The sequence below is a fragment of the Riemerella anatipestifer ATCC 11845 = DSM 15868 genome (genome assembly GCF_000252855.1).
In the GTDB taxonomy this organism is placed as follows: domain Bacteria; phylum Bacteroidota; class Bacteroidia; order Flavobacteriales; family Weeksellaceae; genus Riemerella; species Riemerella anatipestifera.
On record NC_017045.1, the window covers coordinates 1573794 to 1598924 of the forward strand.

At 34.5% G+C, this 25131-nt stretch carries 17 protein-coding genes and 5 tRNA genes; 15 read left to right on the forward strand and 7 right to left on the reverse strand.

Going from position 1 to position 25131, the window contains the following annotated elements:
* Positions 1 to 4 precede the first annotated feature (4 nt).
* Positions 5 to 1225, reverse strand: a complete 1221-nt coding sequence (gene hflX / locus RA0C_RS07470) for a GTPase HflX (RefSeq protein WP_004916260.1) — start codon at positions 1223 to 1225, stop codon at positions 5 to 7.
* A 16-nt stretch (positions 1226 to 1241) separates the two neighbouring features.
* Positions 1242 to 2429 (reverse strand): tRNA 2-thiouridine(34) synthase MnmA, encoded by a 1188-nt coding sequence (gene mnmA, locus RA0C_RS07475; RefSeq protein ID WP_004916261.1) that lies wholly within the window; start codon positions 2427 to 2429, stop codon positions 1242 to 1244.
* A 146-nt stretch (positions 2430 to 2575) separates the two neighbouring features.
* On the opposite strand from mnmA, the gene RA0C_RS07480 reads away from it, so the two are divergent.
* The 3 genes from RA0C_RS07480 (at position 2576) to feoB (ending at position 5531) form a co-directional block, all read left to right on the forward strand.
* A complete protein-coding gene (locus RA0C_RS07480; RefSeq protein WP_004916262.1) occupies positions 2576 to 3112 on the forward strand; it encodes a hypothetical protein in 537 nt (178 codons plus the stop codon).
* 95 nt (positions 3113 to 3207) lie between these two features.
* Positions 3208 to 3459, forward strand: coding sequence for a FeoA family protein (locus RA0C_RS07485; protein ID WP_004916263.1), 252 nt, complete (start codon positions 3208 to 3210; stop codon positions 3457 to 3459).
* Positions 3460 to 3491: 32 nt separating this feature from the next.
* Entirely contained in the window at positions 3492 to 5531 is a 2040-nt protein-coding gene (feoB, locus tag RA0C_RS07490) for a ferrous iron transport protein B (RefSeq protein WP_014411322.1), read from the forward strand.
* A gap of 271 nt (positions 5532 to 5802) precedes the next feature.
* On the opposite strand, the gene aat is transcribed toward feoB, so the two are convergent.
* On the reverse strand, positions 5803 to 6486 hold the full coding sequence (gene aat / locus RA0C_RS07495) for a leucyl/phenylalanyl-tRNA--protein transferase (protein ID WP_013447047.1): 684 nt from the start codon (positions 6484 to 6486) through the stop codon (positions 5803 to 5805).
* Between the two features lie 72 nt (positions 6487 to 6558).
* Positions 6559 to 6939, reverse strand: coding sequence for a DUF3127 domain-containing protein (locus tag RA0C_RS07500; RefSeq protein ID WP_013447048.1), 381 nt, complete (start codon positions 6937 to 6939; stop codon positions 6559 to 6561).
* A gap of 250 nt (positions 6940 to 7189) precedes the next feature.
* Between RA0C_RS07500 and RA0C_RS07505 the strand changes: the two genes are divergently transcribed.
* From RA0C_RS07505 to RA0C_RS07520, 4 genes are all read left to right on the forward strand, one after another.
* Positions 7190 to 7271: transfer RNA gene (locus RA0C_RS07505), tRNA-Leu, on the forward strand.
* Between the two features lie 6 nt (positions 7272 to 7277).
* Positions 7278 to 7350, forward strand: a tRNA-Gly gene (locus tag RA0C_RS07510).
* A 10-nt stretch (positions 7351 to 7360) separates the two neighbouring features.
* A tRNA-Leu gene (locus RA0C_RS07515) sits at positions 7361 to 7444 on the forward strand.
* A 134-nt stretch (positions 7445 to 7578) separates the two neighbouring features.
* Positions 7579 to 9201, forward strand: a complete 1623-nt coding sequence (locus tag RA0C_RS07520) for a S41 family peptidase (RefSeq protein ID WP_004916271.1) — start codon at positions 7579 to 7581, stop codon at positions 9199 to 9201.
* A 59-nt stretch (positions 9202 to 9260) separates the two neighbouring features.
* Here RA0C_RS07520 and RA0C_RS07525 read toward each other — a convergent pair.
* The 3 genes from RA0C_RS07525 to RA0C_RS07535 all read right to left on the reverse strand — a co-directional run bounded on the left by RA0C_RS07525 (position 9261) and on the right by RA0C_RS07535 (position 10698).
* Positions 9261 to 9335 (reverse strand) — tRNA-Val (locus RA0C_RS07525).
* Positions 9336 to 9338: 3 nt separating this feature from the next.
* A tRNA-Val gene (locus tag RA0C_RS07530) sits at positions 9339 to 9416 on the reverse strand.
* Between the two features lie 34 nt (positions 9417 to 9450).
* On the reverse strand, positions 9451 to 10698 hold the full coding sequence (locus RA0C_RS07535) for a bifunctional folylpolyglutamate synthase/dihydrofolate synthase (protein WP_004916273.1): 1248 nt from the start codon (positions 10696 to 10698) through the stop codon (positions 9451 to 9453).
* A gap of 62 nt (positions 10699 to 10760) precedes the next feature.
* On the opposite strand from RA0C_RS07535, the gene RA0C_RS07540 reads away from it, so the two are divergent.
* The 8 genes from RA0C_RS07540 to bshC all read left to right on the forward strand — a co-directional run bounded on the left by RA0C_RS07540 (position 10761) and on the right by bshC (position 25121).
* Positions 10761 to 11915: a DUF6630 family protein gene (locus tag RA0C_RS07540; protein ID WP_013447049.1), complete on the forward strand. Its 1155-nt coding sequence runs from the start codon at positions 10761 to 10763 to the stop codon at positions 11913 to 11915.
* A 222-nt stretch (positions 11916 to 12137) separates the two neighbouring features.
* Positions 12138 to 12605, forward strand: a complete 468-nt coding sequence (rimP, locus tag RA0C_RS07545; protein ID WP_013447050.1) for a ribosome assembly cofactor RimP — start codon at positions 12138 to 12140, stop codon at positions 12603 to 12605.
* A gap of 44 nt (positions 12606 to 12649) precedes the next feature.
* Positions 12650 to 13885 (forward strand): transcription termination factor NusA, encoded by a 1236-nt coding sequence (gene nusA / locus RA0C_RS07550; RefSeq protein ID WP_004916278.1) that lies wholly within the window; start codon positions 12650 to 12652, stop codon positions 13883 to 13885.
* Between the two features lie 115 nt (positions 13886 to 14000).
* The gene (gene infB, locus RA0C_RS07555) at positions 14001 to 16805 is read left to right on the forward strand and encodes a translation initiation factor IF-2 (RefSeq protein WP_004916280.1); all 2805 of its coding nucleotides are present in this window, start codon (positions 14001 to 14003) and stop codon (positions 16803 to 16805) included.
* Positions 16806 to 17114: 309 nt separating this feature from the next.
* Positions 17115 to 20057, forward strand: coding sequence for a SusC/RagA family TonB-linked outer membrane protein (locus tag RA0C_RS07560; RefSeq protein WP_004916281.1), 2943 nt, complete (start codon positions 17115 to 17117; stop codon positions 20055 to 20057).
* Positions 20058 to 20085: 28 nt separating this feature from the next.
* Complete coding sequence (locus RA0C_RS07565; protein ID WP_004916282.1) at positions 20086 to 21522, forward strand: RagB/SusD family nutrient uptake outer membrane protein; 1437 nt, start codon at positions 20086 to 20088, stop codon at positions 21520 to 21522.
* A 107-nt stretch (positions 21523 to 21629) separates the two neighbouring features.
* Entirely contained in the window at positions 21630 to 23531 is a 1902-nt protein-coding gene (locus RA0C_RS07570; protein ID WP_004916283.1) for a putative porin, read from the forward strand.
* 9 nt (positions 23532 to 23540) lie between these two features.
* Positions 23541 to 25121, forward strand: a complete 1581-nt coding sequence (gene bshC / locus RA0C_RS07575; RefSeq protein ID WP_004916284.1) for a bacillithiol biosynthesis cysteine-adding enzyme BshC — start codon at positions 23541 to 23543, stop codon at positions 25119 to 25121.
* The last annotated feature ends 10 nt before the right edge of the window (positions 25122 to 25131 follow it).

A 25131-nucleotide genomic window follows, 5' to 3' on the forward strand; every position in this document is an offset into this window, starting at 1 on the left:
TTTATTATTCTTCTATTTCGGCATCATTGTCATAATACTGAAAAAGGAAATCATTATAAGGAAATCTAGAAATATGTATGCGGTGGACTTCGTCATAGATAAGCTTTTTCATTTCTGGGAAGTTTTCCTTCGTTAATGCAGAAATAAATACAGTCGGAAATTTAGACTTCGCCATCCAAGTTTTTCTCCATTCATCTAGTGATATATTTTTCTTGGTGGCAGGTGTTAAATCATCTTCGTCTTTTTTCTCATAGGAGAAGTCATCTATCTTATTAAAAATCATAATAGCAGGTTTCCTATGAGCATCTATCTCCTGTAAAATCTGATTTACAGACTCTATATGGTCTTCAAAACTCTCGTGCGAAATATCTACCACGTGTACCAATAGGTCAGCTTCTCTCACTTCGTCAAGTGTAGATTTGAAACTTTCCACCAATTGGGTAGGAAGTTTTCGGATAAAACCAACGGTATCTGTCAAAAGGAAAGGTAAGTTGCCAATCACTACTTTTCTTACCGTGGTGTCTAGTGTTGCAAAGAGTTTGTTTTCTGCAAATACTTCCGATTTGGAAATGACGTTCATTAGAGTAGATTTGCCCACATTGGTATAGCCTACTAAAGCCACACGCACCATTTTTCCTCGGTTATTTCTTTGGGTTGCCATTTGTTTATCAATGGTCTTTAGTTTTTCTTTTAGTAAAGAAATTCTATCTCTAATGATTCTTCGGTCGGTTTCAATTTCGGTTTCCCCAGGTCCACGCATTCCGATACCACCTCGCTGACGCTCTAAGTGCGTCCACATACGGGTCAGTCTAGGGAGTAGATACTCGTATTGTGCAAGTTCTACCTGTGTTCTAGCATAAGAGGTTTGAGCTCTTTGGGCGAAGATATCCAAAATTAAATTTGTACGGTCTAGTATTTTTACTTCCATTTCCCTTTCGAGGTTTTTAAGCTGTGAAGGCGAAAGTTCGTCATCAAAAATAACGGTTCCTACTTCGTTTTCCTTTACAAAATCTCTTATTTCCTCCATTTTTCCTTTACCTACAAAGGTTCTGGAGTCTGGTTGAGAAAGTTTTTGGGTGAAACGTTTTTCTACCGTAGCTCCAGCGGTATAGGCTAAAAATTCTAGTTCGTCTAGATATTCGGTGAGTTTATCTTCGTCTTGGTCTTTGGTAATTAAGCCTACCAAAACAGCTTTTTCATATAAATGTTCCTTTTTTTCTAACATAAATCTAATTCTTTGATTAAGAAATTACACCGCTCCCCACTAATTCATCTTCTAAATACCAAGCGGCAAATTGCCCTTCTGCTACGGCAGACTGTGGGTTTTCAAATTCTATGTATAGCCCGTCTTCGTATTTGTGTAAGGTCGCTTTTTCCAATGGTTGACGGTAGCGTATCCTTGCCATCACTTCCATTGTTTCGTTGTTTTTCAGCTCTAAATCTTCTCTTACCCAATGAATATCGTTAGGCTCTATCTTGATTACCTTTTGGAATAAACCTGGGAAATTTTTGCCTTCCCCTACAAAGATGAGGTTTTCTTTAACATCTCTAGAAATGATAAAACAACTCTCCTTATGCCCACCAATGCCCAGACCTTTACTTTGCCCGATGGTGAAAAATTGAGCTCCTTGATGTTTACCAATACTCTTACCATCGGATTTTTGGTAAGTGATTTTTTTGGAAAGGTATTTTAATTCTTCATACTTATTGCTAAAGCTAGGGCGCGGTTGATGATAGGCTTTAAAATCTTTAAAGATTTCTATGATTTCGCCTTCCTTAGGTTTTAGCTGTTGTTGCAAAAATTGAGGCAGACTTACCTTTCCTATAAAGCATAACCCTTGGGAGTCTTTTTTGTTAGCAGTTACCAGCCCTATTTCTTTAGCTATTTCTCTTACTTCAGGCTTAGTAAGTTCTCCAATAGGGAATAGTGCTTTAGAAAGTTGCTCCTGATTGAGCTGGCACAGAAAATAGCTTTGGTCTTTGTTGTGGTCTTTCCCTGCTAAAAGATGATAGGTGGTAGTTCCGTTCTCATCTTCTGTGGTGCTTAGCCTTGCGTAATGCCCAGTAGCTACCTTGTCTGCTCCTAAAGAAAGAGCGGTTTTCATAAATACATCAAATTTGACTTCTCTGTTGCATAAGACATCAGGGTTTGGGGTTCTTCCTTTTTCGTATTCTTCAAACATATAATCTACGATGCGTTCTTTGTAGAGTTCGCTCATATCTATTACTTGAAACGGAATGCCTAGCTTTTGGGCAACTAGTAGGGCATCGTTACTGTCCTCAATCCAAGGGCATTCGTCTTCTAGCGTTACCGAAGCATCGTTCCAATTTCTCATAAATAAGCCGATGACTTCGTGCCCTTGTTGCTGCAAAAGGTACGCTGCTACACTGCTATCTACACCGCCGGATAAACCTACAACTACTTTCATTTTGATGATTTAAAAATTATAATTATTTCACATATAAATCCGAAATAATACTGCAAAGTTACAATTTTTAACCTTGTTTTTAGTAAAACGAAAATGCCAGCACGAAATTTGTAATGTTGAGGTATAAATTAAATTTCTTAAATATTATGAAGTATTTATTAGCTCTAGGGTTAGGTGTAGTTTCAGTATTTGGTTTTTCTCAAATTCAGACTGCTAAAAGAATAGATTTGGGTAACAAATGGACTTTTGGCGGATATGCTGGGCTTGGTGGTGCTTTGAGTGGTGGAGGTAGAGCTACCTCATTATTTGTTTCTCCTAGAGTGGGGTATATGGTGTCTCCTAATTTTGAAGTAGGTATGGCGAGTAATCTTACATGGACTAATGCTTCTAGTTTTTCTAATACCATGATTGGTGTAGGTCCTTTTGCTAATTATTATTTTGATAGGAAATTTTTTGTGCAAGGTCTATATCAGCATCACTTCATCAATCTTAAAAATAAGATAAGCAACGAAAAATATTCAACAAACGAACCTGCTTTGTATCTAGGAGGAGGTTATATGCAACGCTTGGGGAGTAATGCTTATATGCAAATAGGAGGTATGTATAATGTGCTTTATAACAAAGATAAAAGCTACTTTAGTAATGCTTTTGTGCCTAATGTTGGGATAGTGTTTGGGCTGTAAATTGCTTTACTGATGATTATCATTTTGGTTTTAGTACAAATTATTGTTTAGATTTGGTTTAAATAACTATATTTGCAGTCTAAAACTGAAATCTATTGAAATCCACAGCAGAAGATAAATTAAATATCTTTCCCAAGCATACTTATGGTAGGGTTTTGGGCTATGATGATAGCCAATTAGAAATGCCTACAAAAATTATGGAAATGGGCTTGCTACCCGATACTGTATTTAAAGTGCTTTATCAAGCTCCTTTTAATGGGCCTTTATACATTGAATTTGGAGAGGAAAAAAATCGTATCGCTCTTAGAGAAGAAGAAGCGGCTTATATTCTAGTGGAACCAATGTAAAGTTTTAGGGCTTGTCAAAACTAAAATACCCAATGATGAAGGAAGATAAGACCACCAAAAAAGTACTTTTAGTAGGAAATCCTAATGTAGGGAAGTCCACTATATTTAATAAACTTTGTAATCTTCAGCAAAAAACAGGTAATTATGCTGGGGTTACGGTGTCTAGCCATTCGGGAACTTATATTTTTAATAATGAAACAGTACAGGTTACAGACTTGCCTGGGGCTTACAGTATTTATCCTTCATCAGAAGACGAAGCGGTTTTTAGTCAGTTTCTCCTTAGTAATAGAGAAGATTACTCTGGGATTATTTATATTTTAGAGGCAATTAGTATTAAAAGAGGATTGCTATTATTTCAGCAGATACAAGATTTGGGTATTCCTGTTGTATTGGTGGTTAATCAGATAGATCAAGCAGAGAAAAGAGGTGTTAAAATAAACATCAATTTGCTTGAAGAAAAATTAGGAGTTAAAGTTTTAGCTACTAACGCTAAAGAAAATGAAGGTATAGATAATATTAAAGAAGCTGTTTATCAAAATTTATTTAGTGTTTTAAAAGAAAATGCGTTTAAAATTCCTAGTGAGCAGTCAGGTTTAATACATAAACTATCACTTCAAATTCAAGAAAATAATTATTACAAAGTATGGACTTTGCTAGCGTCTGAGGAATATCTTGGAGAAGTTAAAAGTATTAAACAAAAGCTTGATAGCAAAGATACTAAATGTGTTATTCCTAAAAGATTACAGGTTAAAGAGACTATAAGGAGATATCAAACAATAGAGCCTATTGTAGCTGAGGTGATATCTAGAACTCCTCAAACAACAGAGAGTTTTACCGAAAAGCTAGATAAATTGCTCGTGCATAAGGTTTTCGGGTATCTTATTTTTGGGGTTTTATTGATGATTATCTTCCAAAGTGTATTTTTTCTTGCGGATTATCCAATGACGTGGATAGATGAAGCTTTTGCATGGTTGGCAGAAAAATCGGCGGAGGTGTTACCCGAAGGACCAATCAATAGTTTAGTATCTAGTGGTATAATACCAGGGCTTGGTGGCATTATTATTTTTGCACCACAGATAGGTATTCTTCTCTATTTTCTCTATTTATTGGAAGATTCTGGCTATATGGCAAGAGTGGTTTTTCTTATGGATAGGCTATTGAGACCTTTTGGGCTGAACGGTAAAAGTATTGTGCCTTTAGTGTCTGGGACGGCCTGTGCGATACCCGCAATTATGTCCACCAGAAATATTGAAAATATTAAGGAACGCCTCATTACTATTTTAGTAACACCGTTTATGACTTGTGCTGCAAGGCTGCCAGTGTATAGCATTATTATTACCTTAGTTATTCCAGATAAATATTTTCTAGGTGTGAGTTATAGAGCGATGGTTCTGATGGGTATGTATCTTTTAGGCTTTGTTACGGCTCTTTTGGCATCTTTAGTATTGAAAAAAATTATTAAGACAAAAGAAAAGTCTTTCCTTGTTATGGATTTGCCTACTTATAAAGTGCCTCTTTTTGGGTATGATTTAAAGTTGGTTTTAGGGAAAGTTTGGGATTTTATTACAGGAGCAGGTAAGGTTATCTTTTCGGTGAGTATCATATTGTGGGTTTTAAGTTACTTTGGACCGAAGCAATCGACGGACGAATGGATAAGTGCCGATGTAGCTTTAGAAAATTCTTATCTTTCTAAAATGGGCAAAACCATAGAACCAGCGATTAGTCCACTAGGATATGATTGGAAAATGGGCGTAGGGATAATCACTAGTTTTGCAGCAAGAGAAGTATTTGTGGGTACAATGTCAACCCTATATAGCCTAGATGAAGATGTGGAGGAAGGTACTATTGTCCAGAAAATGCAACAAGATACAAAGGCTAATGGAGAAAAAGTATTTAGCTTTGCTACTGGACTTTCCATATTATTATTCTACGCTTTTGCGATGCAGTGCATCTCTACTATAGCAGTGGTTTATAGAGAAACTAAAAGCTGGAAATGGACTTTGATTCAAATCGTGGGAATGTCAGGATTGGCATATGTAGCATCTTTAATAGTGTATCAAATATTCAAGTAAACTAAACTATGAATGCACTTTGGTTACAATATATTATTATTTTACTTGTTTTTTTAATGGCGAGTTATTCTCTTTTTAAAGTGGTTAAAAAAAGTGTTTCTCCCACTAAATTTAAAAGTAAAAGAACTCACTGTGATAAAGATTGTAGCTGTTCTTGAGTTATTTAGGTGTTAAATAAAATTTATTTTCAAGAAAAATAGCAAAACTATTGTTTTGTGTTGTTTAAAGTAGTAAATTTGCAACCTTTCATTTTTACTTTTTATTAGATTTATTAGGATTGCTGTGTGTAACTATTTAGTTCACACAGCTTTTTGTTTTTAATTTGGGGGTCTAAAATATCAAGGAAAATCTCCTTTCTTATGAGTGTCGCTCCAAGGCTTTCTAAATGTTGGGAATAAACCTGACAGTCTATCAGTCTTACTTGATTGTGATATTTCTCAGCAAAATAGATAAGTCCAGCTTTAGAGGCGTTGCTTGCCTTACTAAACATACTTTCTCCACAGAATATATTATGAGTCATGATACCATAAAATCCACCGACGAGAATGTTATTCTGATAAACTTCTATACTTTTTGCTATGCCTAGTTGGTGTAATCTAAGATAGGTTTCTATCATTTGCTCAGTAATCCAAGTCCCATCTTGTTCGGAGCGTTTTATATAAGCACAATTTTTAATAACGGCTTCAAAGTTGTGATTTTCTTTAAACTCAAAACAATTACTTTTCATAATTTTCCTCATAGATTTAGATATTTTTATCTGTCTAGGAAATAATACGAACCTTTCTAGCGGAGACCACCAAAGGATTTCTTCCCCTTCATTAAACCATGGGAAAATGCCATTTTGGTAAGCTAATAGTACTCTTTTAGGAGAAAGGTCGCCACCAATAGCTACAATGTCTTCTTTTTGATAATAGGGATTAGGAAAAACGGTAGTTTCTTTAGGTAAAAGAATCATAAGGAGTGAGAGTTGAAATAATAATCCCACCTATTTAAAATGGTGGGATTGTATTAGATGATATTATTTTAATTAAAATGGTAAATCGTCATCTTCGTCCTCAAAAGGATTTTCGTTAGATGATGAGGTTGCTTGTGGAGCGTTCATGGCTTTTGTAGGTTCGTTTTGATAGCCAGAACCTTCGGTTTTTTCTATTCTCCAGCCAACGATAGAGTTAAAGTACTTTACTTCACCTTGAGGGCTTGTCCATTCTCTACCTCTAATGTTGATGCCTATTTTCACGGCATCACCTTCGGAAAAAGGTTCTAAAGCATGAACTTTTTCTTGTAAAAATTCTATATTGATAGGTTGTGGGTATTGTTCTTGGGTTAGTAAAACTAATTCTCTTTTCTGAAACCCACTTGGAAATGTTTGTGTTTCTCCTATTTTTTTAATTGTACCTTGTAACTCCATTGTCTTAAAATGTATTTTAAATAGACCGTAAAGATAAGAATAAAAAATAAATATTTTATAAAATTCGGGTTTTGGCTTTTCTTTTTATTGTCTATTTATATTGATTATCAAATCAGTAAAAATAATATTGTAAAAATTAACAAAAAAACTTGGATAGAATTGAAAAAAGTTTCTATATTTGCAACCACAAAAGAGGAGTTATCTCTTCTTGAGTAGAGTAAAAGTTTTCACATAGTTTTTTTAAACACCTGCGGATGTGGTGTAATTGGTAGCCACGCTAGACTTAGGATCTAGTGCCGAGAGGCGTGGGGGTTCGAGTCCCTTCATCCGCACTGTTTGCGAAAATAGCTCAGCTGGTAGAGCGCAACCTTGCCAAGGTTGAGGTCGCGGGTTCGAACCCCGTTTTTCGCTCTGTCTATATGCCCTGGTGGTGGAACTGGTAGACACGCAGGACTTAAAATCCTGTGCCTCTTTTGGCGTGCGGGTTCAAGTCCCGCCTGGGGTACTAAACCGTTGTTAATCTTTATGATTTTCAACGGTTTTTCGTTTTATATGAATTTATTTTCCAACTATATTTCTGTTTTGTGACTTCTCATTATGAAAAAAGTTTACTTTTGTTTTTTTTAAGAAAGTAAATGTATGCATTCAAGGGTAAGCTATATTATATTGCTAGTGATTGTGTTAGTGAGTTGTAATTCGCTAGATAGATATAATCGACATATAGAAACGCCTATTTCCAAAGAGAAATTGATAAAGGATATTAACTATGTGGAGAGGATTTTGTTTAAAAATCACCCTAGAATAGATTGGTATATAGACCAAAAGTCATTGCACTATTCTTTTGATTCTTTGAGGGAAACAATAGACAAACCATTAACTCCAAAGGAATTTTATTTAAAAATAACACCTGTGGTGGCCAAGATAAAACAAGGTCATATCACGATGAAGCCTCTCCTTAAAACTTATTCAAGTTCAGAAAGAAGTAGATATAAGGAATCCAAAAATCCTTTAAGTGGGTTAAGCTATTATTATGAAGATGGACGATTATTTATAGAAAAAAATACCAAAAAAGAGGCTGATGTTCTTCTTAGAGGTATGGAAATCGTTTCGGTTAATGGCATAACTCCTCAAGAATTATATGAAAAATATAAAGGAGGGCTTACTTCAGATGGTTATAATCAAACCTTTATTCCATACTATTTTGCGGGTATGGTTAATCGTTTTTATCTAAATGAGTTAGGTTTTGTGGATAGTCTGGAAATAAAAGCAAAATGTGCAGATAGCTTGGTAATTTTTAATGCCAAAAGGGAGTTTAAAAAAATAGCTTATAAAGGATTAAACCCTAAAGAACAAACTAAAGACACTCTTTCTAAAGTTAAAAATGAGATTGAACATTTAACGAAAGAAGAAAAAATAGCTAAAAGATTAGAACAAAGGAAGGTTAATAGGAAAAAGAGAATTTATGGTTATGATACAGATGAAAAAGTTTATATAAATGATTTATCTTTCCCCGTGAAAGGAGATTCTAGTATAGCGGTTCTTAAAATCAGAAGTTTTTCTTCGGGTCGTAAGAAGGCTTATGACGAAGTTTTTAAGATATTAAAAGAGCGTGAAGTTAGACACTTAGTATTAGACCTTAGAAATAATTTAGGAGGTCGTATTTCTCAAATATACCACTTATCAAAATACTTGTCTCAAAAGGAGTTTCGTATGGTTGATGACCCCATAGTAACAAATAAAATGGTGTATCTTAATTACTTTAGAGGCGGGAATATTGTGAGTAAAATATTGCTTTCTCCCATTACTATTCCTCTTTTTCTTAAAAATACAATTTCTACTTATAAAGATTCCTATGGATATTGGCGTACTCCGATTAAACAATCTCGAAAAACACAGCCTAAAGCACTTAATTATACTAATAAAGCTTATGTGTTAATCAATGGTAAAAGCTTTTCTGCCTCTAGCATCATTAGTGCGTATCTCAAACCTTTACCAAATGTAATCTTAATAGGAGAAGAAACAGGTGGTACACACAATGGAACAGTAGCTGGTATGATGCCTAGATTTGAATTACCATATTCAAAACTAAATATAAGGTTTGGACTGCTTAGTATAGAGCCTACTTATAAAATGGATAAAGAGGGAAGGGGAGTAATGCCTAATATTGAGCTCAAAGAAAAAGCAGAAAATATTATCGAAGAAGATGATAAAATGTTAAACTTTGTGCTTTATGATTTAATTCCTCGTGCCTTTTCTTCGTGATGTTGAATGTATTTATGGGAGGATAAAATAAAAAACTCAACAAAAATGTTGAGTTTTAGTGGGTTCTGAGGGATTCGAACCCCCGACCCTCTGGGTGTAAACCAGATGCTCTGAACCAACTGAGCTAAGAACCCTTTTGGTGGGCGATGAGGGATTCGAACCCCCGACCCTCTGGGTGTAAACCAGATGCTCTGAACCAACTGAGCTAACCGCCCTAAATTTCTCATTTGAGTGGTGCAAATATACGAGTTATTTATTAACTGGCAAATTTTTTTCTAAAAAATCTCCTACAACAAAATTACTTCCACCAATAAAAATCATCTCATCTGCTTTGCATAAGCGTTTCGCAGCATTGTAGCCTTCATTTACATCGTCAAAAATTTGGTAGTTTAAACCCTTATTTTGGATTAAATTCTCGTAGTTTTTTGGGGGAAGTCCTCTGTTTATTTGAGGTTTTACAAAGTAATAACAGTCTTTTGGTGAGGTTAGATCGAATACAGGTTCTATTTTTTTATCATTTACGAAGCCTATCACAATATGTTTTTTCTTTGGTATGGCATTCAGTTGTTTAAAAACTTCGGTTAAACCAGCGTGGTTGTGTCCTGTATCGCAGACGACGAGAGGGTTTTTAGAAACCTCAAACCAGCGTCCCATAAATTTGGTATTATTATGAACATTAAGCAGTCCATTCTCAATAGATTGTTCAGAAATTTGGAAGCCTAATTTTTTTAATTCTTGTATAATTTCTATCACAACACGAATGTTTTTCTTTTGACAATCGCCCTTTAAATCAGTTTTGTATGGGGTTGCTATGGAAGTGGCGTCTATGAAATTAGCTTCCTTGGATTGGGCATTTTCTTGTATTACTTTTTTTATTTCTGGCTGTTCTTCGCCGCAGATGATGGTGGTTTTGGGTTTAATTATTCCAGCTTTTTCTGTAGCTATTTCTTCCAATGTCTCTCCTAAAAGGTTTTGGTGATCTAGCGCAATATTGGTAATGGCGGACACTAAAGGAGAGATAATGTTAGTAGCGTCTAATCGTCCACCGAGACCGACTTCTATAATGGCAAAATCTACCTTTTGTTCATAAAAATATTGAAATGCCATTATAGTGGTAAACTCAAAAAAGGAAGGTTTAATATCCTTAGGGAGGTTTTTGAGTTTATTGATAAAATCAAAAACAAAGCTTTTGTTTGCGTTGGTGCCGTTTACTTTTATTCTTTCTGTAAACTCTACGAGGTGTGGGGAGTTGTAAAGCCCCACTTTGTAACCCTGTTCTTGAAGTACGGATGCTAACATATTGCTTGTAGAGCCTTTACCATTAGTTCCGCCTATGTGTATTGTTTTTAATTTGTTTTGAGGGTTTCCGAAAAAATCGCAAAGTTTTTTTATGTTATCTAGTCCTGGTTTGTAAGCTTTTTGTCCATCTATTTGGTAGTTGGGCATTTGTGTGAACAGCCATTCCAAAGCACTTTGATATTCTTCTGTAGTGAACATGATTTATTTTTATTCAAAGATAGATAAATTTTATATTTTTGTGACTGACCTGGAGGTAAAAGATGATTTTAGAAAATTTGAAAAATCTATTTAAAATATTTAAAAAATCTAGGATTAACCCTAAAAGTAATAATATGACTTTAGAAAGTTTTAAAGCTCTTCCTGATATTGTGCGATTTATGGAGGAGCCTGACTGTCATTGGCAACAAAGTATAAAGCCTAATACGCCCCAGTTCAAATCTGATATAGTTTTAGAATATACCTATTATCCTTCGTCTTTTGAAAGTGATAATCCAGAGGAAGATAAAGCTAGTCTAAAAAAGATAAAGGCAAAAAATATATTTGAACCGTATGAAAAAACATTTTTAGAGCCTTTTAATATTGGTTTTTTATCAGATGAAGATAAAAAGAATGATGGCGAATATAACTTGATTTTAATGTATTTTGGAGTTCCATCATTTGGAGAATTTAAAAAATATTTTAAGACATTGGGGCTGATGTTTTATCTGATTCCGTCGTATTATGAAGACGGGACAATGAATGTGGCTGTTTTTTATAATTTAAATCCGTGTCTTCCTCCGTTTGAGACAGTTGTTGAGGCTAAAGTTCTTGATGTGAATACACAAAATGAGTACGAAAAGTACTATTTAAAAGCTTTTACTGAAGCTGTAGAAATTGTTTGTAATGAGTTTGAGATTGTTACAGAGAAAAACCAAGGGAAATTTGTAAAATCAGTAGAAGAAGCTCCAGAAAAACTGCTGGAAGAATTTATAGAAATTGTTGGTGTGAAGGGCTTTCGGAGTGAAGAGGAAATTCAGGTGTTTAAACAAAACTGGCATTTAATTCAAGAAAACCCTGAGAAATATAAAGAAATACTTGTGGATGAAGGTTATTTTGATGAGGATTCTGAGGTGGATATACCTTATTTTACTCAACATTTGCTGTCCGAGTTATTATTGACTTTCAATTCCGATTGGAAAGTGGATTATGATGATTTAAGTCAGTTTATTTCCGAAGAAATACAGCAAGAATTTACTATTAAAGATAAAGAAATGTGGCAGATTGCAGAGAAAATAGAAAAAGAATCTGACTTTACAATGCTAAATATTGATACACAGATGGATAGTTATTCGCTTTTTATTTGCAAAAAGTCAGAAAAAGAGAGGGTTTTGGAAATTGCAAGAAAGTTAGATTTCCCTATTGAAGCTCGTTTTTAGTAAAAGATAAATGAAATTTATAGAACGGATAGATAAAACTTGGCTAAATATGTTTTGAAATAAGGTGTTTTGAGCTTTTATTTCAACAAGTTGAGTGTATTATGTTTTGTGGTGTGATAAAAAAACTGTACCTTTGCAGAGGATTTGCGGGAAATAATGGAAAGGCTTCGAAAGAAAGCCTTTTTTCGTAGTCCTACTATTCGAGGTTTAACAAACAAGAGTATGAGTATAAAAGCACAGGTGGAAACGCTACTTAACGATTTCCTTTCGGAGAGAGAAGATTTATTTTTAATAGATCTTAAAGTGTCGGCGGGAGATGATGTGGTAGTTATTTTAGATGGAGATAATGGAGTTACCTTGCAAGATTGTCTAGATGCAAGTAGAGCTATAGAGTTTAATATGGATAGAGAAGAGCATGACTTTAGCCTTCAGGTGATGTCGGCAGGACTCAGCGAGCCATTGACTCAAATAAGACAGTTTAGAAAAAACATAGGCAGAGATTTGGATATTCTGCTGAATGACTCCTCTAAAATAGAAGGTGAGTTGGCTAGAGTGGAAGAGAATAAAGTAGTGTTAATCTTACGCTACCGTAAACCTAAGGAAATAGGTAAAGGTAAGATAGATGTAGAGGAGGAGAAAGAAATTTTACTTTCGGATATAAAAAAAGCTTTAGTAGCTATTAAGTTTTAGTGTGGTAAAATCAGTTTAATTGTAAATAATAAAGAAGTATATAGATGGATAATTTAGCTTTGATAGAAGCGTTTGGGGATTTTAAAGAAGAGAAAAATATCAGTAAGATTGATTTGATGGCAATCATAGAAGATTCTCTTAAAACCCTTCTAAGGAAAAGATATGATTCTGATGATCATTTTGATGTGATTGTAAATCCAGATAAGGGAGATTTCCAGATTTTTCTCAATAAAACTATTGTAGAAGACCAAATGTCAGAAGATGACGATTTGGAAATAGAAATTTCGGAAGCTAGAAAAACAGATCCTACTTTTGAAGTGGGGGAAGAGTTTACTCAAGAAATTAAAGTATCTCAACTGGGGAGAAGAAATATCTTAACGCTTAAGCAAATTTTAGCAACTAAAATACAAGAGCATCACAATGCTTACTTATATGAGCAATTCAAGGATAGAATTGGGGAAATTATGGTGGGAGAAGTTCATCATATCCGTTTCAAGCATGTGATATTATTAGATGATGAGGGCAACGAATATATTTTGCCAAAAGACAAGCAGATACCTTCAGATTTCTTTAGAAAAGGAGATAATGTGAGAGCTGTGATAGAAAGTGTTGATTTTAAAGGAAGTAAACCTCAAATTACGATTTCTAGAATATCGCCTAAGTTCTTAGAGAGACTATTAGAATTGGAAATTCCAGAAATTCAAGATGGAACTATTATTCTTAAAAAAGTGGTAAGAATACCAGGTGAAAAAGCTAAAATTGCTGTAGATGCTTACGATGATAGAATAGACCCTGTGGGAGCGTGTGTGGGGGTTAAAGGTTCTAGAATACACGGTGTGGTAAGAGAACTTAGAAATGAAAATATAGATGTTATCCAATGGTCTAAAAATCCAGAAATATTGGTTAAGAGAGCTTTGGGTAATGTTACTATAAATAAAATAGACATCAATGCAGAGGAGTCAAAAGCATTGGTATACACGCCTTCGGAGGAGATTGCTAAAATCATAGGTAAGCAAGGTCAAAATATCAAATTAGCTTCTTGGCTATCTGATTATGAAATAGATGTTTACAGGGAAGCTCATGAAGATGATGATGTAGAGCTAGATGAATTTAGTGATGAAATTGAGGATTGGGTGATAGAGACTTTCAAAAAAGTTGGTTTAGATACGGCTAAGAGTATCATAGATAAGGATACGGAGGCCTTAGTTCGTTTGACTGACTTGGAAGAAGAAACAATAGAAGAAGTTAAAAGAATTTTAGCAGAAGAGTTTAACGATTAGTAACTCTTGTGAAACGGAAAACTAAAATGAAGTTAAGCTTCGTTTAAACAATAAATAATTTATAAAATAAAAAGCGAAATAACACCAGTGGTTATTAGCAAATATCAAATACATTATGCCAAAAAATATTAGATTAAATAAAGCAATTAAGGAACTTAATATCTCGGTATCTAGAGCGGTAGAATTTCTAAGAACCAAAAATATAGAGATAGATAGTAATCCAAATGCTCTATTGGCACCAGAGGCATATTCTGCATTGGAAGCTGAGTTCAAAAAAGATGGAGAGCAAAAAAAGGCTTCTAATGAGGTGGTAATTTCTAAAGTTCCAGAGGAAAAGATTGAACTAAAAGAGGAAAAAGCCCCTGAGGTTATAAGAGCCAAGTCTTCTGAAAAACTTGAACCTAAAGTTTTAGGTAAAATAGATTTAGGTCAAAATAAGACAGAAGAAAAAAAGACTGAGGTTAAAGAAGAACCTATAGTAGAGACAGAAGAGAAAGAAGAGCCTGTAAAATTGGAGGCAGATTCTCAAAAGACTGAACTGAAAGTTTTAGATAAGATAGACTTGAGTCAGATAGAATCTTCTAGACCGAAGCCTTCCAAAAAATTAGAAGCTAAGAAAGAAAAAACAGTAGCTAAAAAAGAAGAAAAATCTGAGGTTAAGAAAGAAGAGAAGTCAGCTGTTAAAGTGGAAGAAGTGGTTCAACCTAAAAAAGAGGCAGAAGTTAAAGAGGCAGTTGTTGCGGAAGAGCCTCAAAAAATTGAAACCAACTATCAAAAACTGGAGGGTCCTAAAATTTTAAAACAAACTGTGGACTTATCTCAGTTTGAAACTCGTCCTAAGAAAAAGAAGAGGAAAAGAATTACAAAGACTACTGATGCTAAACCTGTTCAAGGACAAAATAAAGAGCAAGATAATAAGACTAAAGGTAATAATTCTGGAGGAGTTCGCCCTGACAATAAAGGAAATCGTGGAGGAAAGAAGAAGAGAGGAGAGAAGACAATGCCTGTAGAGCTTACAGAAGAGCAAGTAAAAAATCAAATTAAGGAGACTTTAGAGAAACTAACCAATAAAGGTGGTAAATCTAAGTCAGCTAAATATAGAAAGGAGAAGAGAACTCAGCGTAGAGAGCAAGATGCAGAACAACAAGAGTTAGAGGCAAAGGATAGAACACTTAAAGTAACCGAGTTTATTACAGTGAGTGAGTTGGCTAGTCTTATGGATGTATCGCCAATGGAAGTAATATCAGCTTGCTTTGCCTTAGGAGTAATGGTAACAATGAACCAAAGATTAGAGGCAGATACACTAACATTAGTGGCGGAAGAGTTTGGTTTTGATATTGTTTTTGCCGATGCGGAACTTACAGATGATAATGCGGAAGAGGAAGAAGATACAGAAGAAGATTTAGTTCACAGAGCGCCTATCGTAACGGTAATGGGGCATGTGGATCACGGTAAAACTTCGTTACTCGACTATATAAGAAAAACCAACGTTATCGCTGGGGAGTCTGGAGGTATCACTCAGCACATCGGAGCTTACAATGTTAAGTTAGAAAATGGAGAACGCATTACTTTCCTAGATACACCAGGACACGAAGCCTTTACAGCGATGAGAGCTAGAGGGGCTCAAGTTACTGATATTGCTATCATTGTAATTGCAGCGGACGACGATGTAATGCCACAAACAAAAGAGGCTATCTCTCACGCTCAGGCAGCGGGAGTTCCTATGATTATTGCAATTAACAAGGTGGATAAACCAAATGCTAATCCAGATAAAATTAGAGAGCAGTTATCTCAATTAAATATATTGGTAGAAGAATGGGGTGGTAATGTACAATCTCAAGAAATATCTGCTAAGTTTGGTAATAATGTGGATTTACTTTTAGAAAAAGTATTGATACAGGCGGAACTTTTAGAGCTTAAAGCTAATCCTAATAAGCGTTCTAACGGAGTTATTATAGAGGCTGCCTTGGATAAAGGTAGAGGTTATGTAGCTACAATGCTTGTTCAGGCAGGTACACTTAAAGTGGGAGACTATGTCTTAGCTGGTAAAAACCACGGTAAGGTGAAGGCAATGCTAGATGAAAGAGGTAATAATATGGAGGAGGCAGGACCTTCTATCCCTGTAACTATCTTAGGTTTAGACGGAGCACCTACTGCGGGAGATAAGTTTAAAGTTTATGAAGATGAAAGAGAAGCTAAAAACTTAGCGAATAAGAGAGAACAGCTTCATAGAGAGCAGTCTATAAGAACTAAGAAACATTTAACATTAGACGAAATAGGAAGACGTATCGCTTTGGGCGACTTCAAAGAGCTTAATATTATCCTTAAAGGTGATGTGGATGGTTCTGTGGAAGCACTATCTGATATGTTACAAAAACTATCTACTGAGGAAATTCAAATCAATATATTACACAAAGGCGTTGGTCAAATTACAGAGAGCGACATCTTATTGGCAACTGCTTCAGACGCTGTAGTTATTGGCTTTAATGTAAGAGCGGGAGCAAACGCAAAAGATTTAGCGGACAAAGAAGAGATAGAAATAAGAACTTACTCTGTCATCTACGACGCCATAGACGATGTTAAGGAAGCTATGGAAGGAATGCTTTCTCCTGAAATTAAAGAGCAAGTGGTGGGTAATGTTGAAATTAGAGAAGTGTTTAAGATTTCTAAAGTAGGCTCTATTGCAGGGTGTATGGTACTTACAGGTAAAGTTACTAGAAACTCTAAGATAAGACTTCTAAGGGATGGTATTGTGAAGTTTGATGGCGAACTTGAGAGTTTAAAACGCTTTAAAGATGATGTTAAAGAGGTTGCCAAGGGCTACGAATGTGGGCTTAACCTTAAAGGCTATAATGATATAGAGGTTGGAGATATCTTAGAAGTTTATGAACAAGTAAGTGTTAAGAAAAAATTGAAGTAATATAAGTTTTTATTTTCACGATTTAATATAAAGGGGCTCAGTTGAATTTACTGGGCCTCTTTTTTATTAATTTATAATGAATCTAAATTGTGATTATTTTAATATTATGATAATAATGATAATTTAATTTTAAATTGTTGATTATTAGGTTTTATTAAATTGTTTGTGATATAATCCTTAAAAATAGACTTGTTTTTTGATGAAAATGTATAGTGTTTTTAGGTGATAAGTAATAAAAAAAGCTGATTTATTTGTAAATATTAAGAATTATTAACATATTTGCCAGGTATAATATTAAATTTTGTTAATATGAATGTGAAATTAAGGGTGCTTACTGCTGGAGCTGTTTTCTTTATAGGAGCTCAAAGTGTAGTAGCACAAAAAGCAAAAAAAGACACGGTAAAAGAGATTGAAGAGGTGGTTATGGTGGCTTATGGTAAGCAGACTAAAGAATCCTTAACGGGGTCAGTGTCGGAAGTTAAGGCCAAGGATATTAAGGATATCACAACTGCTAATGTTGTTCAAGGTATGACTGGTAAAGTAGCTGGGGTGCAAATTGCTACAACCAATGGTTTGCCAGGAGAAGAGCCTACAGTTAGATTTAGGGGGGTTGGTTCTATCAATGGTTCTGCAACACCCTTGTATGTGGTGGATGGGGTTCCTTTTAATGGGAATATAGCAGCTATTAATAATGCGGATATAGAGTCAATGTCTTTCCTAAAGGATGCTTCTGCAGCAGCACTTTACGGAAGTAGAGGTGCTAATGGGGTAGTTATCATTACAACAAAAAAAGGAAAACAGGGTAAAACAAGATATTCATTTGATATGAAATCTGGGGTTTCAGATAGAGGAGTTCCTGAGTATAATATTTCTAGAAGCCCAAGTCAGTACTATGAGTACTATTACAATGTTTTGAGAAATCAAGAGATTCACGGAGGAGCTACACTAGCTGATGCTCATAATTCTGCTGTTGCAGGCTTAATTGGTGGTGCTAATGGTTTAGGATATAATATTACAAATGTAGCTAATGACCAAATAATCACAGCTGATGGTAAGTTTAACCCTAATGCTTCTGTTTTATACCAAGAAGATTGGGCTAAGACTTTATTCCAAAAAGGGTTTTATACTAATACATTCTTTAGTGCATCTGGTGCTACTAATGCAACTTCTTTCTACTACTCTTTAGGATATGAATCCAACGAGACTTATATGACTAATGCTAAGTTTGATAAGGTAACAGCTCGTGTTAAGGCAGATTCTAAGTTAGGAGAAAAACTTAAGTTTGGAGGTAATTTGTCTTATTCTAATATGGTACAAAATGTTCCTGATGGATTTAATGGGACAACAAGTTACTCTAATCCGTTTCAGTTTTCTAGGTATATTGCTCCTATTTATCCAGTTTACGCTTATGCAGCAGATGGGACACCAATATATACTACGTCGGGAATTAGAGCTTTTGATGATGGAACTGGGAGGATAGCTCCTTTTGTTAGGCCTTATGCTCAGTTACAGAACCCTTATGCAACTGCTTTATATGACATAAAGACAAGAAAAACTAACCAAATTTTTGCAAGTGGTTACGGTACTTACTCTATTCTTGATGGTTTAGATTTTACATATACTGTAACAGGAGAGTATAATAACTTGAGAGGCTATTCCTTTGATACTCCACTGTATGGAGATGCGGTAGATGATAATGGTAGAGTTTATAACTGGAACAATATTACTGTTGCTTTAACTCAACAGCAAATGTTGACCTATAATAAGAAATTTGGAAACTTAGGAGTTGAGGCAATGTTGGGGCATGAAACATTGAAGAGACAGTTTGATACAATGTCAAATTATATGAAGAACGGAGGGTTACTGGATAGCCCTTATGCAAACCATTTTTCTGTAATTGCTGATGCAAGTGGATATGGTAGACCTTATGCTTTAGAAGGGTATTTAGCTAGGTTAAACTTAAATTATGCAGGCAAGTACTTTCTTAATGCAAATGCAAGGAGAGATGGTTCTTCTAGGTTTCACCCAGATAATAGATGGGGTAATTTCTACGGGTTTGGTGCTGCATGGGTAGTTTCCAAGGAGAAATTTTTAGCAAATTTATCTTGGTTAAACAAATTTAAGCTTAAGGCCTCGTATGGAGAACAAGGAAATGATAACTTAGATCAGTATGGGAATAACTCTTTCTATGACTTGCCGTACAAGGATTACTATAGAAGAGTTACAATGACTACTGTTGCTGATATGTCAGTATTGCCTGCAACTACAGTTTATAGAGGTAATAAAGATATTACTTGGGAGAAAAATGCTAATTTAAACGCAGGTTTTGAGCTGTCCTTATTTGGAAATAGATTAAATATAGATGCGGAGTATTTTAGAAGAAAGTCTTTTGATATGCTTTATACAAGACCTCTTCCTTTACATCAAGGATTAACTGTGATACCTGATAACTTGGGAGATATGGAAAATAAAGGGGTAGAAGTTACAGTTTCAGTAGATGCTATCAAAACCCAAGATTTTAATTTATCTTTCAATGTCAATGGAACCTCTTTAAAGAATAGAATACTGAGATTGCCTAATACACCTCTTGTTAGTGGAAACTTTATTCTTGAAGAAGGGGGAAGTATGTATACATGGAGAATGAGGGAGTTTGTAGGAGTAAACCCTGATACAGGAGCAGCATTGTTTGCCGTTTTGAAAGCAGATGGTACAAAAACAACTACTGAAACTTACTCAGATGCTACTCTTATAAATACAGGTAAAACCTCTGTGCCTAAATATTATGGTGGATTTGGTATAAATACTTCATACAAGAACTTTGATTTTACGGCTAATTTTGCTTATCAGTTAGGAGGATGGGGATATGACTATGAATGGATGGGACTCATGGGAGCAGGAAGAGGACAAAATTTCCACTCAGATTTTTATAATACTTGGTCAGTAGATAATAAATCAGCTAATCTGCCGGTTGTTTTACCAGAGAATGACAAGCTTTATTATGGTATGTCTACCATGGGGTTAATAAAGTCTGACTATTTGTCTTTACAAAATGTAAGTTTAGGTTATACATTTGATAGAGATCTTATTAATAGCACAGGGATAGATAGATTAAGAGTTTATATAATGTCTGATAATGTTCACGTATGGTCAAAAAGAAAAGGATATGATCCAAGAATGTCTTATACAGGATCTGCTAGCAGCTCTTTTTCACCTCTTAGAACAATCGCTTTAGGATTGAATGTTGGTTTTTAGATTAAAGATTAAGTAAAAAAATAAAAAAATGAAAAAGTATATAATAGCGACCTTGACTTTATTATCTGTCGTAAATTGTAGTGATGAGTTTTTAAATACGGAAACTCAAGATTTAGTTTCAACAGATCGTTTTGAGGATGTGTTGAAAAAATATCCAGAGAAGGCTATGTTTATATTAGGAGGGTTGGAGCAAGGTAATACTAGGTATTTAGCCTCTTCTAATACTCGAGAAGCGAGTACTGGTGCACACGATGATTTTGGGTATATGTCTATAAAATTGGGGCTAGATCATATGACAAATGATTTTATTCAAACTCAGAATCATTGGTTTTCATCATATTATAGATATTTAGCACCTAATGTGGATAACACTGGAACGGAAATGATATGGAAGTTCTATTATAAAGTTATCTTTAATATGAATGAACTTTTGACTAATCTACCAGAAGAAAGTACTTTAGATCAGCAAGGGCTTTATTTTAAAGGGAGACTTTTAACTATGAGAGCTGCATGCTATTTGGATCTTATAAGACTTTATGCAAAAGGATCTGAGGGGATACCATATATTGCATTAGAGAAAGGAATAAGTGTTGCGTCTAGGTATCCTACTGCTAGTGTCTATGGTGAAATAGAGAAAGACTTGTTACGTGCTTATTCTTTGTTAAATGGATACTCAACTGGAGCATCAAAGGAGTTTATTAATCAAAATGTAGCTGCTGGTTTTTTAGCCAGGTTGTACTTAACTACAGGAAATAATTCTGAGGCAGCAAAATATGCAAAATACGCTAGAACGGGTTATTCACCTATGAGTTCAACTCAGCTTATGGATGGTTTTAGTGATATTAATAATCCAGAGTGGATGTGGGGTACAGATATTTCTACATCTACATCTACAGTTTATGCATCGTTCTTTTCTCATATAGCAAATTTAAGTCCTGGATATGCAGGATTATTGAGGGTGTATAAGAGTATAGACAAAAGGCTGTATGAAAAAATATCAGATACTGATATTAGAAAGAAGTGGTTTGATGGTACAGCCCATAACCTTCCGAAGTATGCTAATGTTAAATTTGTAGATGCTACAAGGTTTGAGGGAGATTATGTTTATATGAGGGCTTCAGAAATGTATCTTATAGAAGCCGAAGCGTTGGCGTTATTTGGGGATGAAGCTAAAGCTAAACAGGTTTTATTTGAACTAATTTCTAAGAGAGACCCTTCTTATTCATTATCAACTAATAGTGGTCAAGCTTTGCTAGAGGAGATAAGAACTCATAAAAGGATAGAGTTATGGGGAGAAGGGGTTACATTTTTTGATATGAAGAGATTGAACGAAGCCTTGGTTAGAGATTATGCTGGTAGTAACCATGCTAGTCACGGTAAGTTCAATATAGAAGCAGGAAGTGATAAGTTCAGATTTAAGATTCCTCAAAGAGAATTGGATACCAACCCAAAGGTTTCTAACTAGGGTTTTGTTGTGAAATTCTAAACTTACTTTGATTTTAAATATTTGGAGTAAGTTTGTTAGAATTTTGTAAAACTTATTTTACATATCTTTGTACCTCATAAAACTTTATGAGGTACATTTTTTTTATAGTAGTGTTATTGGCTTCTACTTGGGTAAAAGCACAAGAGAAATCGGTAGATAAAATAAAGCAAGATTCATTAGTCATAGATAGGGGAGAGAAAGACTCGGCTAAAGTCTTTATTCCTACTATTCAAGATTATAGATATAAGAAACAATTTGGGCAGTATCAAGTATTTGATACGGTTTTTAGTATAGACAAATACTATCAGTTCATTCAGTATAATAATAGAGATGTTTTTGGTAAGGTGCCATTTGCTAATGTAGGAGCAGGTTTTCAAGATTTAGTGTATTCAGTTAATCCAGAGCAGAACCTAACTCTTTTGCCAACCAATAAATCACACTTCATACAAGGTATTCAAGATATACGCTATTATGATGTTAAAACGCCTACTACGGCTTTTGTTTACCATAATGGTGTTGGAAATGGGGGAACCCTAAAATCTACCTATACTCAAAATATTGGGCAGAATTTCAATTTTGCGTTGGATTATACAGGACTTAGGTCTCAAGGGTTTTATAGAAGAAGTTTAACCTCTAGTAATAATTTTACAGTTTCGGCACAGTTTCAGTCTAGAAATCAAAAATATCAAGCTTATGCCCACTTTACACACCAGAATGTTAATGCAGAAGAGTATGGAGGTATTGTAAGCTTGGATAATTTCCTTAACGATACCCGATTTAAAAATAGAAATAATCTCGAAGTTAACCTCACGGGTTCTGATTCTAGATTTTCATATAGAAGGTATTATTACAGCCACGAATTTCGTCCGTTTTCTTCGGAGCGTTTTCCGTTTAAGTTAAGGCATAGTATTTTTCATCAAGGTAATAAGTACTATTTTAAACAATCTAGTGTAGAAAGTTATTTTCAACAAAGAGGTGGCGGTGTATTAACAGAGATGCCTTTGGTGAATAAAAAATATTCTGAGAACTTAAGTAATACATTAAGTTTACTTTGGGATAATGAAAAATTTAAACTAGATGCAGGTATTAGGCATCAAAGTATCAGTTTGGGTACGGGTAATGCCCAGTTTGATATTTATAAGGAAAATAGGCTAGGAGCGATTGGGAATTTAGACATCAATCTTTGGGATAAACTGAAATTACAGTCTTTCTTAGAAATCTCTAGAGGTGCTATTTTTGGAAATTATGTAAAAACAACCAATCATTTAAAGTTAGAACCTATTGAGGGCTATTTCTTAGATGCTAAAGCTAATTTCCAGTCGGTAGCGCCAAGTTTTAACTATTTGGTAAACGCTTCACTTTATCCTAATTTTAATTATCAGTGGCAAGATTTTAAAAATCAAAATATTCTAGAAATTGGTGGAACTTTAGGCTTGAAATGGTTTGATGCGAAAGTATCCGCTAATTATTTTAGGATAGACCAAATGGCTTATTTTAATGAGTTGTATCAGCCTAAGCAAAGTTCGGCTTCGGTTAATATCTCTCAGATTGGTGGAGAAGCCTTGTTTAAGTATGGTAAATTTAACTTTAATCCAAATCTTTTATTTCAGGCGGTTCTCAATAATAAAGATTTGTTGCCTTTGCCACATTTTGTAGGAAGACTCAATTTCTACTATCAAACACCAGCCTTTAAAAAAGCAGCAGAGTTACAGACAGGAATCCAAGTGTATTATTTCTCAAAGTTCAACTCTAGAGAATACGCTCCTGTACTTAACGAATTTGTGTTGCCGTCTGCCTCTGCTCATAGCATAGGAGGGCAGCCTATTGCTTCGGCTTATTTTAATATGAAAGTGAAAAGAATGCTTATCTATGCAGAAGCACAGCACTTTAATACTACATTTATGAAAAATAGGTCATATACAGCACCATATTTTCCTATTTCTGATTTTAGGCTTAATTTAGGTGTAGTTTGGTATCTTTTTTACTAAATTTGAAGTATGAAAACGCTTATTCCATTTCAGGAGATAGATACAATCCCTAAGCTAATTAGGGATTTTTTAGATGATAAAATAGAGGATTTTAAACCGTATTCATTTAATATTACCAACATAGCTGAAAAGATAGAGGCTAAATCCCAAACATTTTCTAACGAGAAAAGGGAGGTTTTAGTTAAAGTCATTCAAGAGCAATATGAAGGTATTGAGCTTTCTTCATCACAAAAGGAAAATTTGGAAGCTTTGCTAAAAGAAAATACATTTACTATTACTACAGGGCATCAGCTTAATTTGTTTACAGGACCTGTATTTTTTATTTATAAGATTTTACAGACGATTAAAACGAGTGTTTATCTTAAAGAACAATTTCCTGAAAAGCATTTTGTTCCTATTTTTTGGATGGCTACGGAAGACCATGATTTTGTTGAAATCAATCACTTCAGGACAGATGAAAATTACTACGAGATAGAAGGTGTACAAGGTGGAGCGGTAGGTAGAATTAAGGTTGAGTCTAACACGTTTTTAGAACAATTTAAAAAGGAAATGGAAAGTTTTCCTTTTGGAAAAGAACTTACTGATTGGCTTGATAAGGCTTATGGTTTAGGGCAGAGTTTATCGCAATCTATAAGAATTTTAGCTCAAAAATTATTTTCAGATTATGGACTTTTACTCATAGATGGAGATGATAAGGCTTTGAAATCACAAATGTCCTCCATCTTTAAAGAAGAGCTTTTTTCTCAAAAACTTTATAACGAAACTAAACAAAAGGTAGCGTATTTAGCACAAACATACTCTAAAGTGCAGGTAAACCCTAGAGAAATCAATTTGTTTTACCTTACAGATAAACGCCAAAGGATAGATCGAGATGGAGATTTATATAGAGTGATAGAGACCAAAAAGGTATTTACGGAGCAAGAAATGTTGGAGGAGTTACAAAACTTTCCTGAAAGATTTAGCCCTAATGCTTTGATGAGACCTGTGTATCAGGAGACAGTGTTGCCTAATATCGTTTATATAGGCGGAAATGCAGAAATAATGTATTGGCTAGAGCTGGTAGATTATTTCAAAAGTATAGGGTTAGAATTTCCAATTTTAATACCACGCCATTCATTCACTTTTATTGATGAAAAAACTTTTGCTAAAATTGGTAAGTTAGAGCTTAATGTTAAGGATTTTTTCAATGATTATCAGAGAGTATTTGGAGAAAAACTATTGGGAAATTCAGTTTTATTACCTATTATTGACGAGAAAGAAAAATTGCTAAAGCAAGGTTTTGATGAATTGAAAGAAAAAGCTCAACAGACAGAAGTTACTTTCTTTAACCTTGTGGAAGCAGAACAGAAGCGTCAGCTAAAATCGTATCAAAAAATGAGAGTCCGCCTGTTAAAAGCAGAAAAGAAAAAAAATCAAGATTTGTTAGAACGATTGAATCTACTAGCAGACAAGATAAATCCTAATGCTAAATGGCAGGAAAGACAATATAATTTTAGCGTATTTTACAGAGGTTTGGGTAAAAAATGGTTGGATATCTGTTTAGAAGAAATGCCTGTGGATAAGTCGGTAATGTTAGTGTTAGCTATTTAATTGGAAAAAT

Bases quoted from the DNA above. Each gene is read 5' to 3' on its own strand.
- RA0C_RS07520 (WP_004916271.1), top strand. From the start codon at position 7,579: ATGCATTCAAGGGTAAGCTATATTATATTGCTAGTGATTGTGTTAGTG.
- mnmA (WP_004916261.1), bottom strand. From the start codon at position 2,429: ATGAAAGTAGTTGTAGGTTTATCCGGCGGTGTAGATAGCAGTGTAGCA.
- RA0C_RS07540 (WP_013447049.1), top strand. From the start codon at position 10,761: ATGATTTTAGAAAATTTGAAAAATCTATTTAAAATATTTAAAAAATCT.
- RA0C_RS07570 (WP_004916283.1), top strand. From the start codon at position 21,630: ATGAGGTACATTTTTTTTATAGTAGTGTTATTGGCTTCTACTTGGGTA.
- rimP (WP_013447050.1), top strand. From the start codon at position 12,138: ATGAGTATAAAAGCACAGGTGGAAACGCTACTTAACGATTTCCTTTCG.
- RA0C_RS07565 (WP_004916282.1), top strand. From the start codon at position 20,086: ATGAAAAAGTATATAATAGCGACCTTGACTTTATTATCTGTCGTAAAT.
- RA0C_RS07535 (WP_004916273.1), bottom strand. From the start codon at position 10,698: ATGTTCACTACAGAAGAATATCAAAGTGCTTTGGAATGGCTGTTCACA.
- RA0C_RS07480 (WP_004916262.1), top strand. From the start codon at position 2,576: ATGAAGTATTTATTAGCTCTAGGGTTAGGTGTAGTTTCAGTATTTGGT.
- bshC (WP_004916284.1), top strand. From the start codon at position 23,541: ATGAAAACGCTTATTCCATTTCAGGAGATAGATACAATCCCTAAGCTA.
- infB (WP_004916280.1), top strand. From the start codon at position 14,001: ATGCCAAAAAATATTAGATTAAATAAAGCAATTAAGGAACTTAATATC.
- feoB (WP_014411322.1), top strand. From the start codon at position 3,492: ATGATGAAGGAAGATAAGACCACCAAAAAAGTACTTTTAGTAGGAAAT.
- hflX (WP_004916260.1), bottom strand. From the start codon at position 1,225: ATGTTAGAAAAAAAGGAACATTTATATGAAAAAGCTGTTTTGGTAGGC.
- nusA (WP_004916278.1), top strand. From the start codon at position 12,650: ATGGATAATTTAGCTTTGATAGAAGCGTTTGGGGATTTTAAAGAAGAG.
- aat (WP_013447047.1), bottom strand. From the start codon at position 6,486: ATGATTCTTTTACCTAAAGAAACTACCGTTTTTCCTAATCCCTATTAT.
- RA0C_RS07500 (WP_013447048.1), bottom strand. From the start codon at position 6,939: ATGGAGTTACAAGGTACAATTAAAAAAATAGGAGAAACACAAACATTT.
- RA0C_RS07560 (WP_004916281.1), top strand. From the start codon at position 17,115: ATGAATGTGAAATTAAGGGTGCTTACTGCTGGAGCTGTTTTCTTTATA.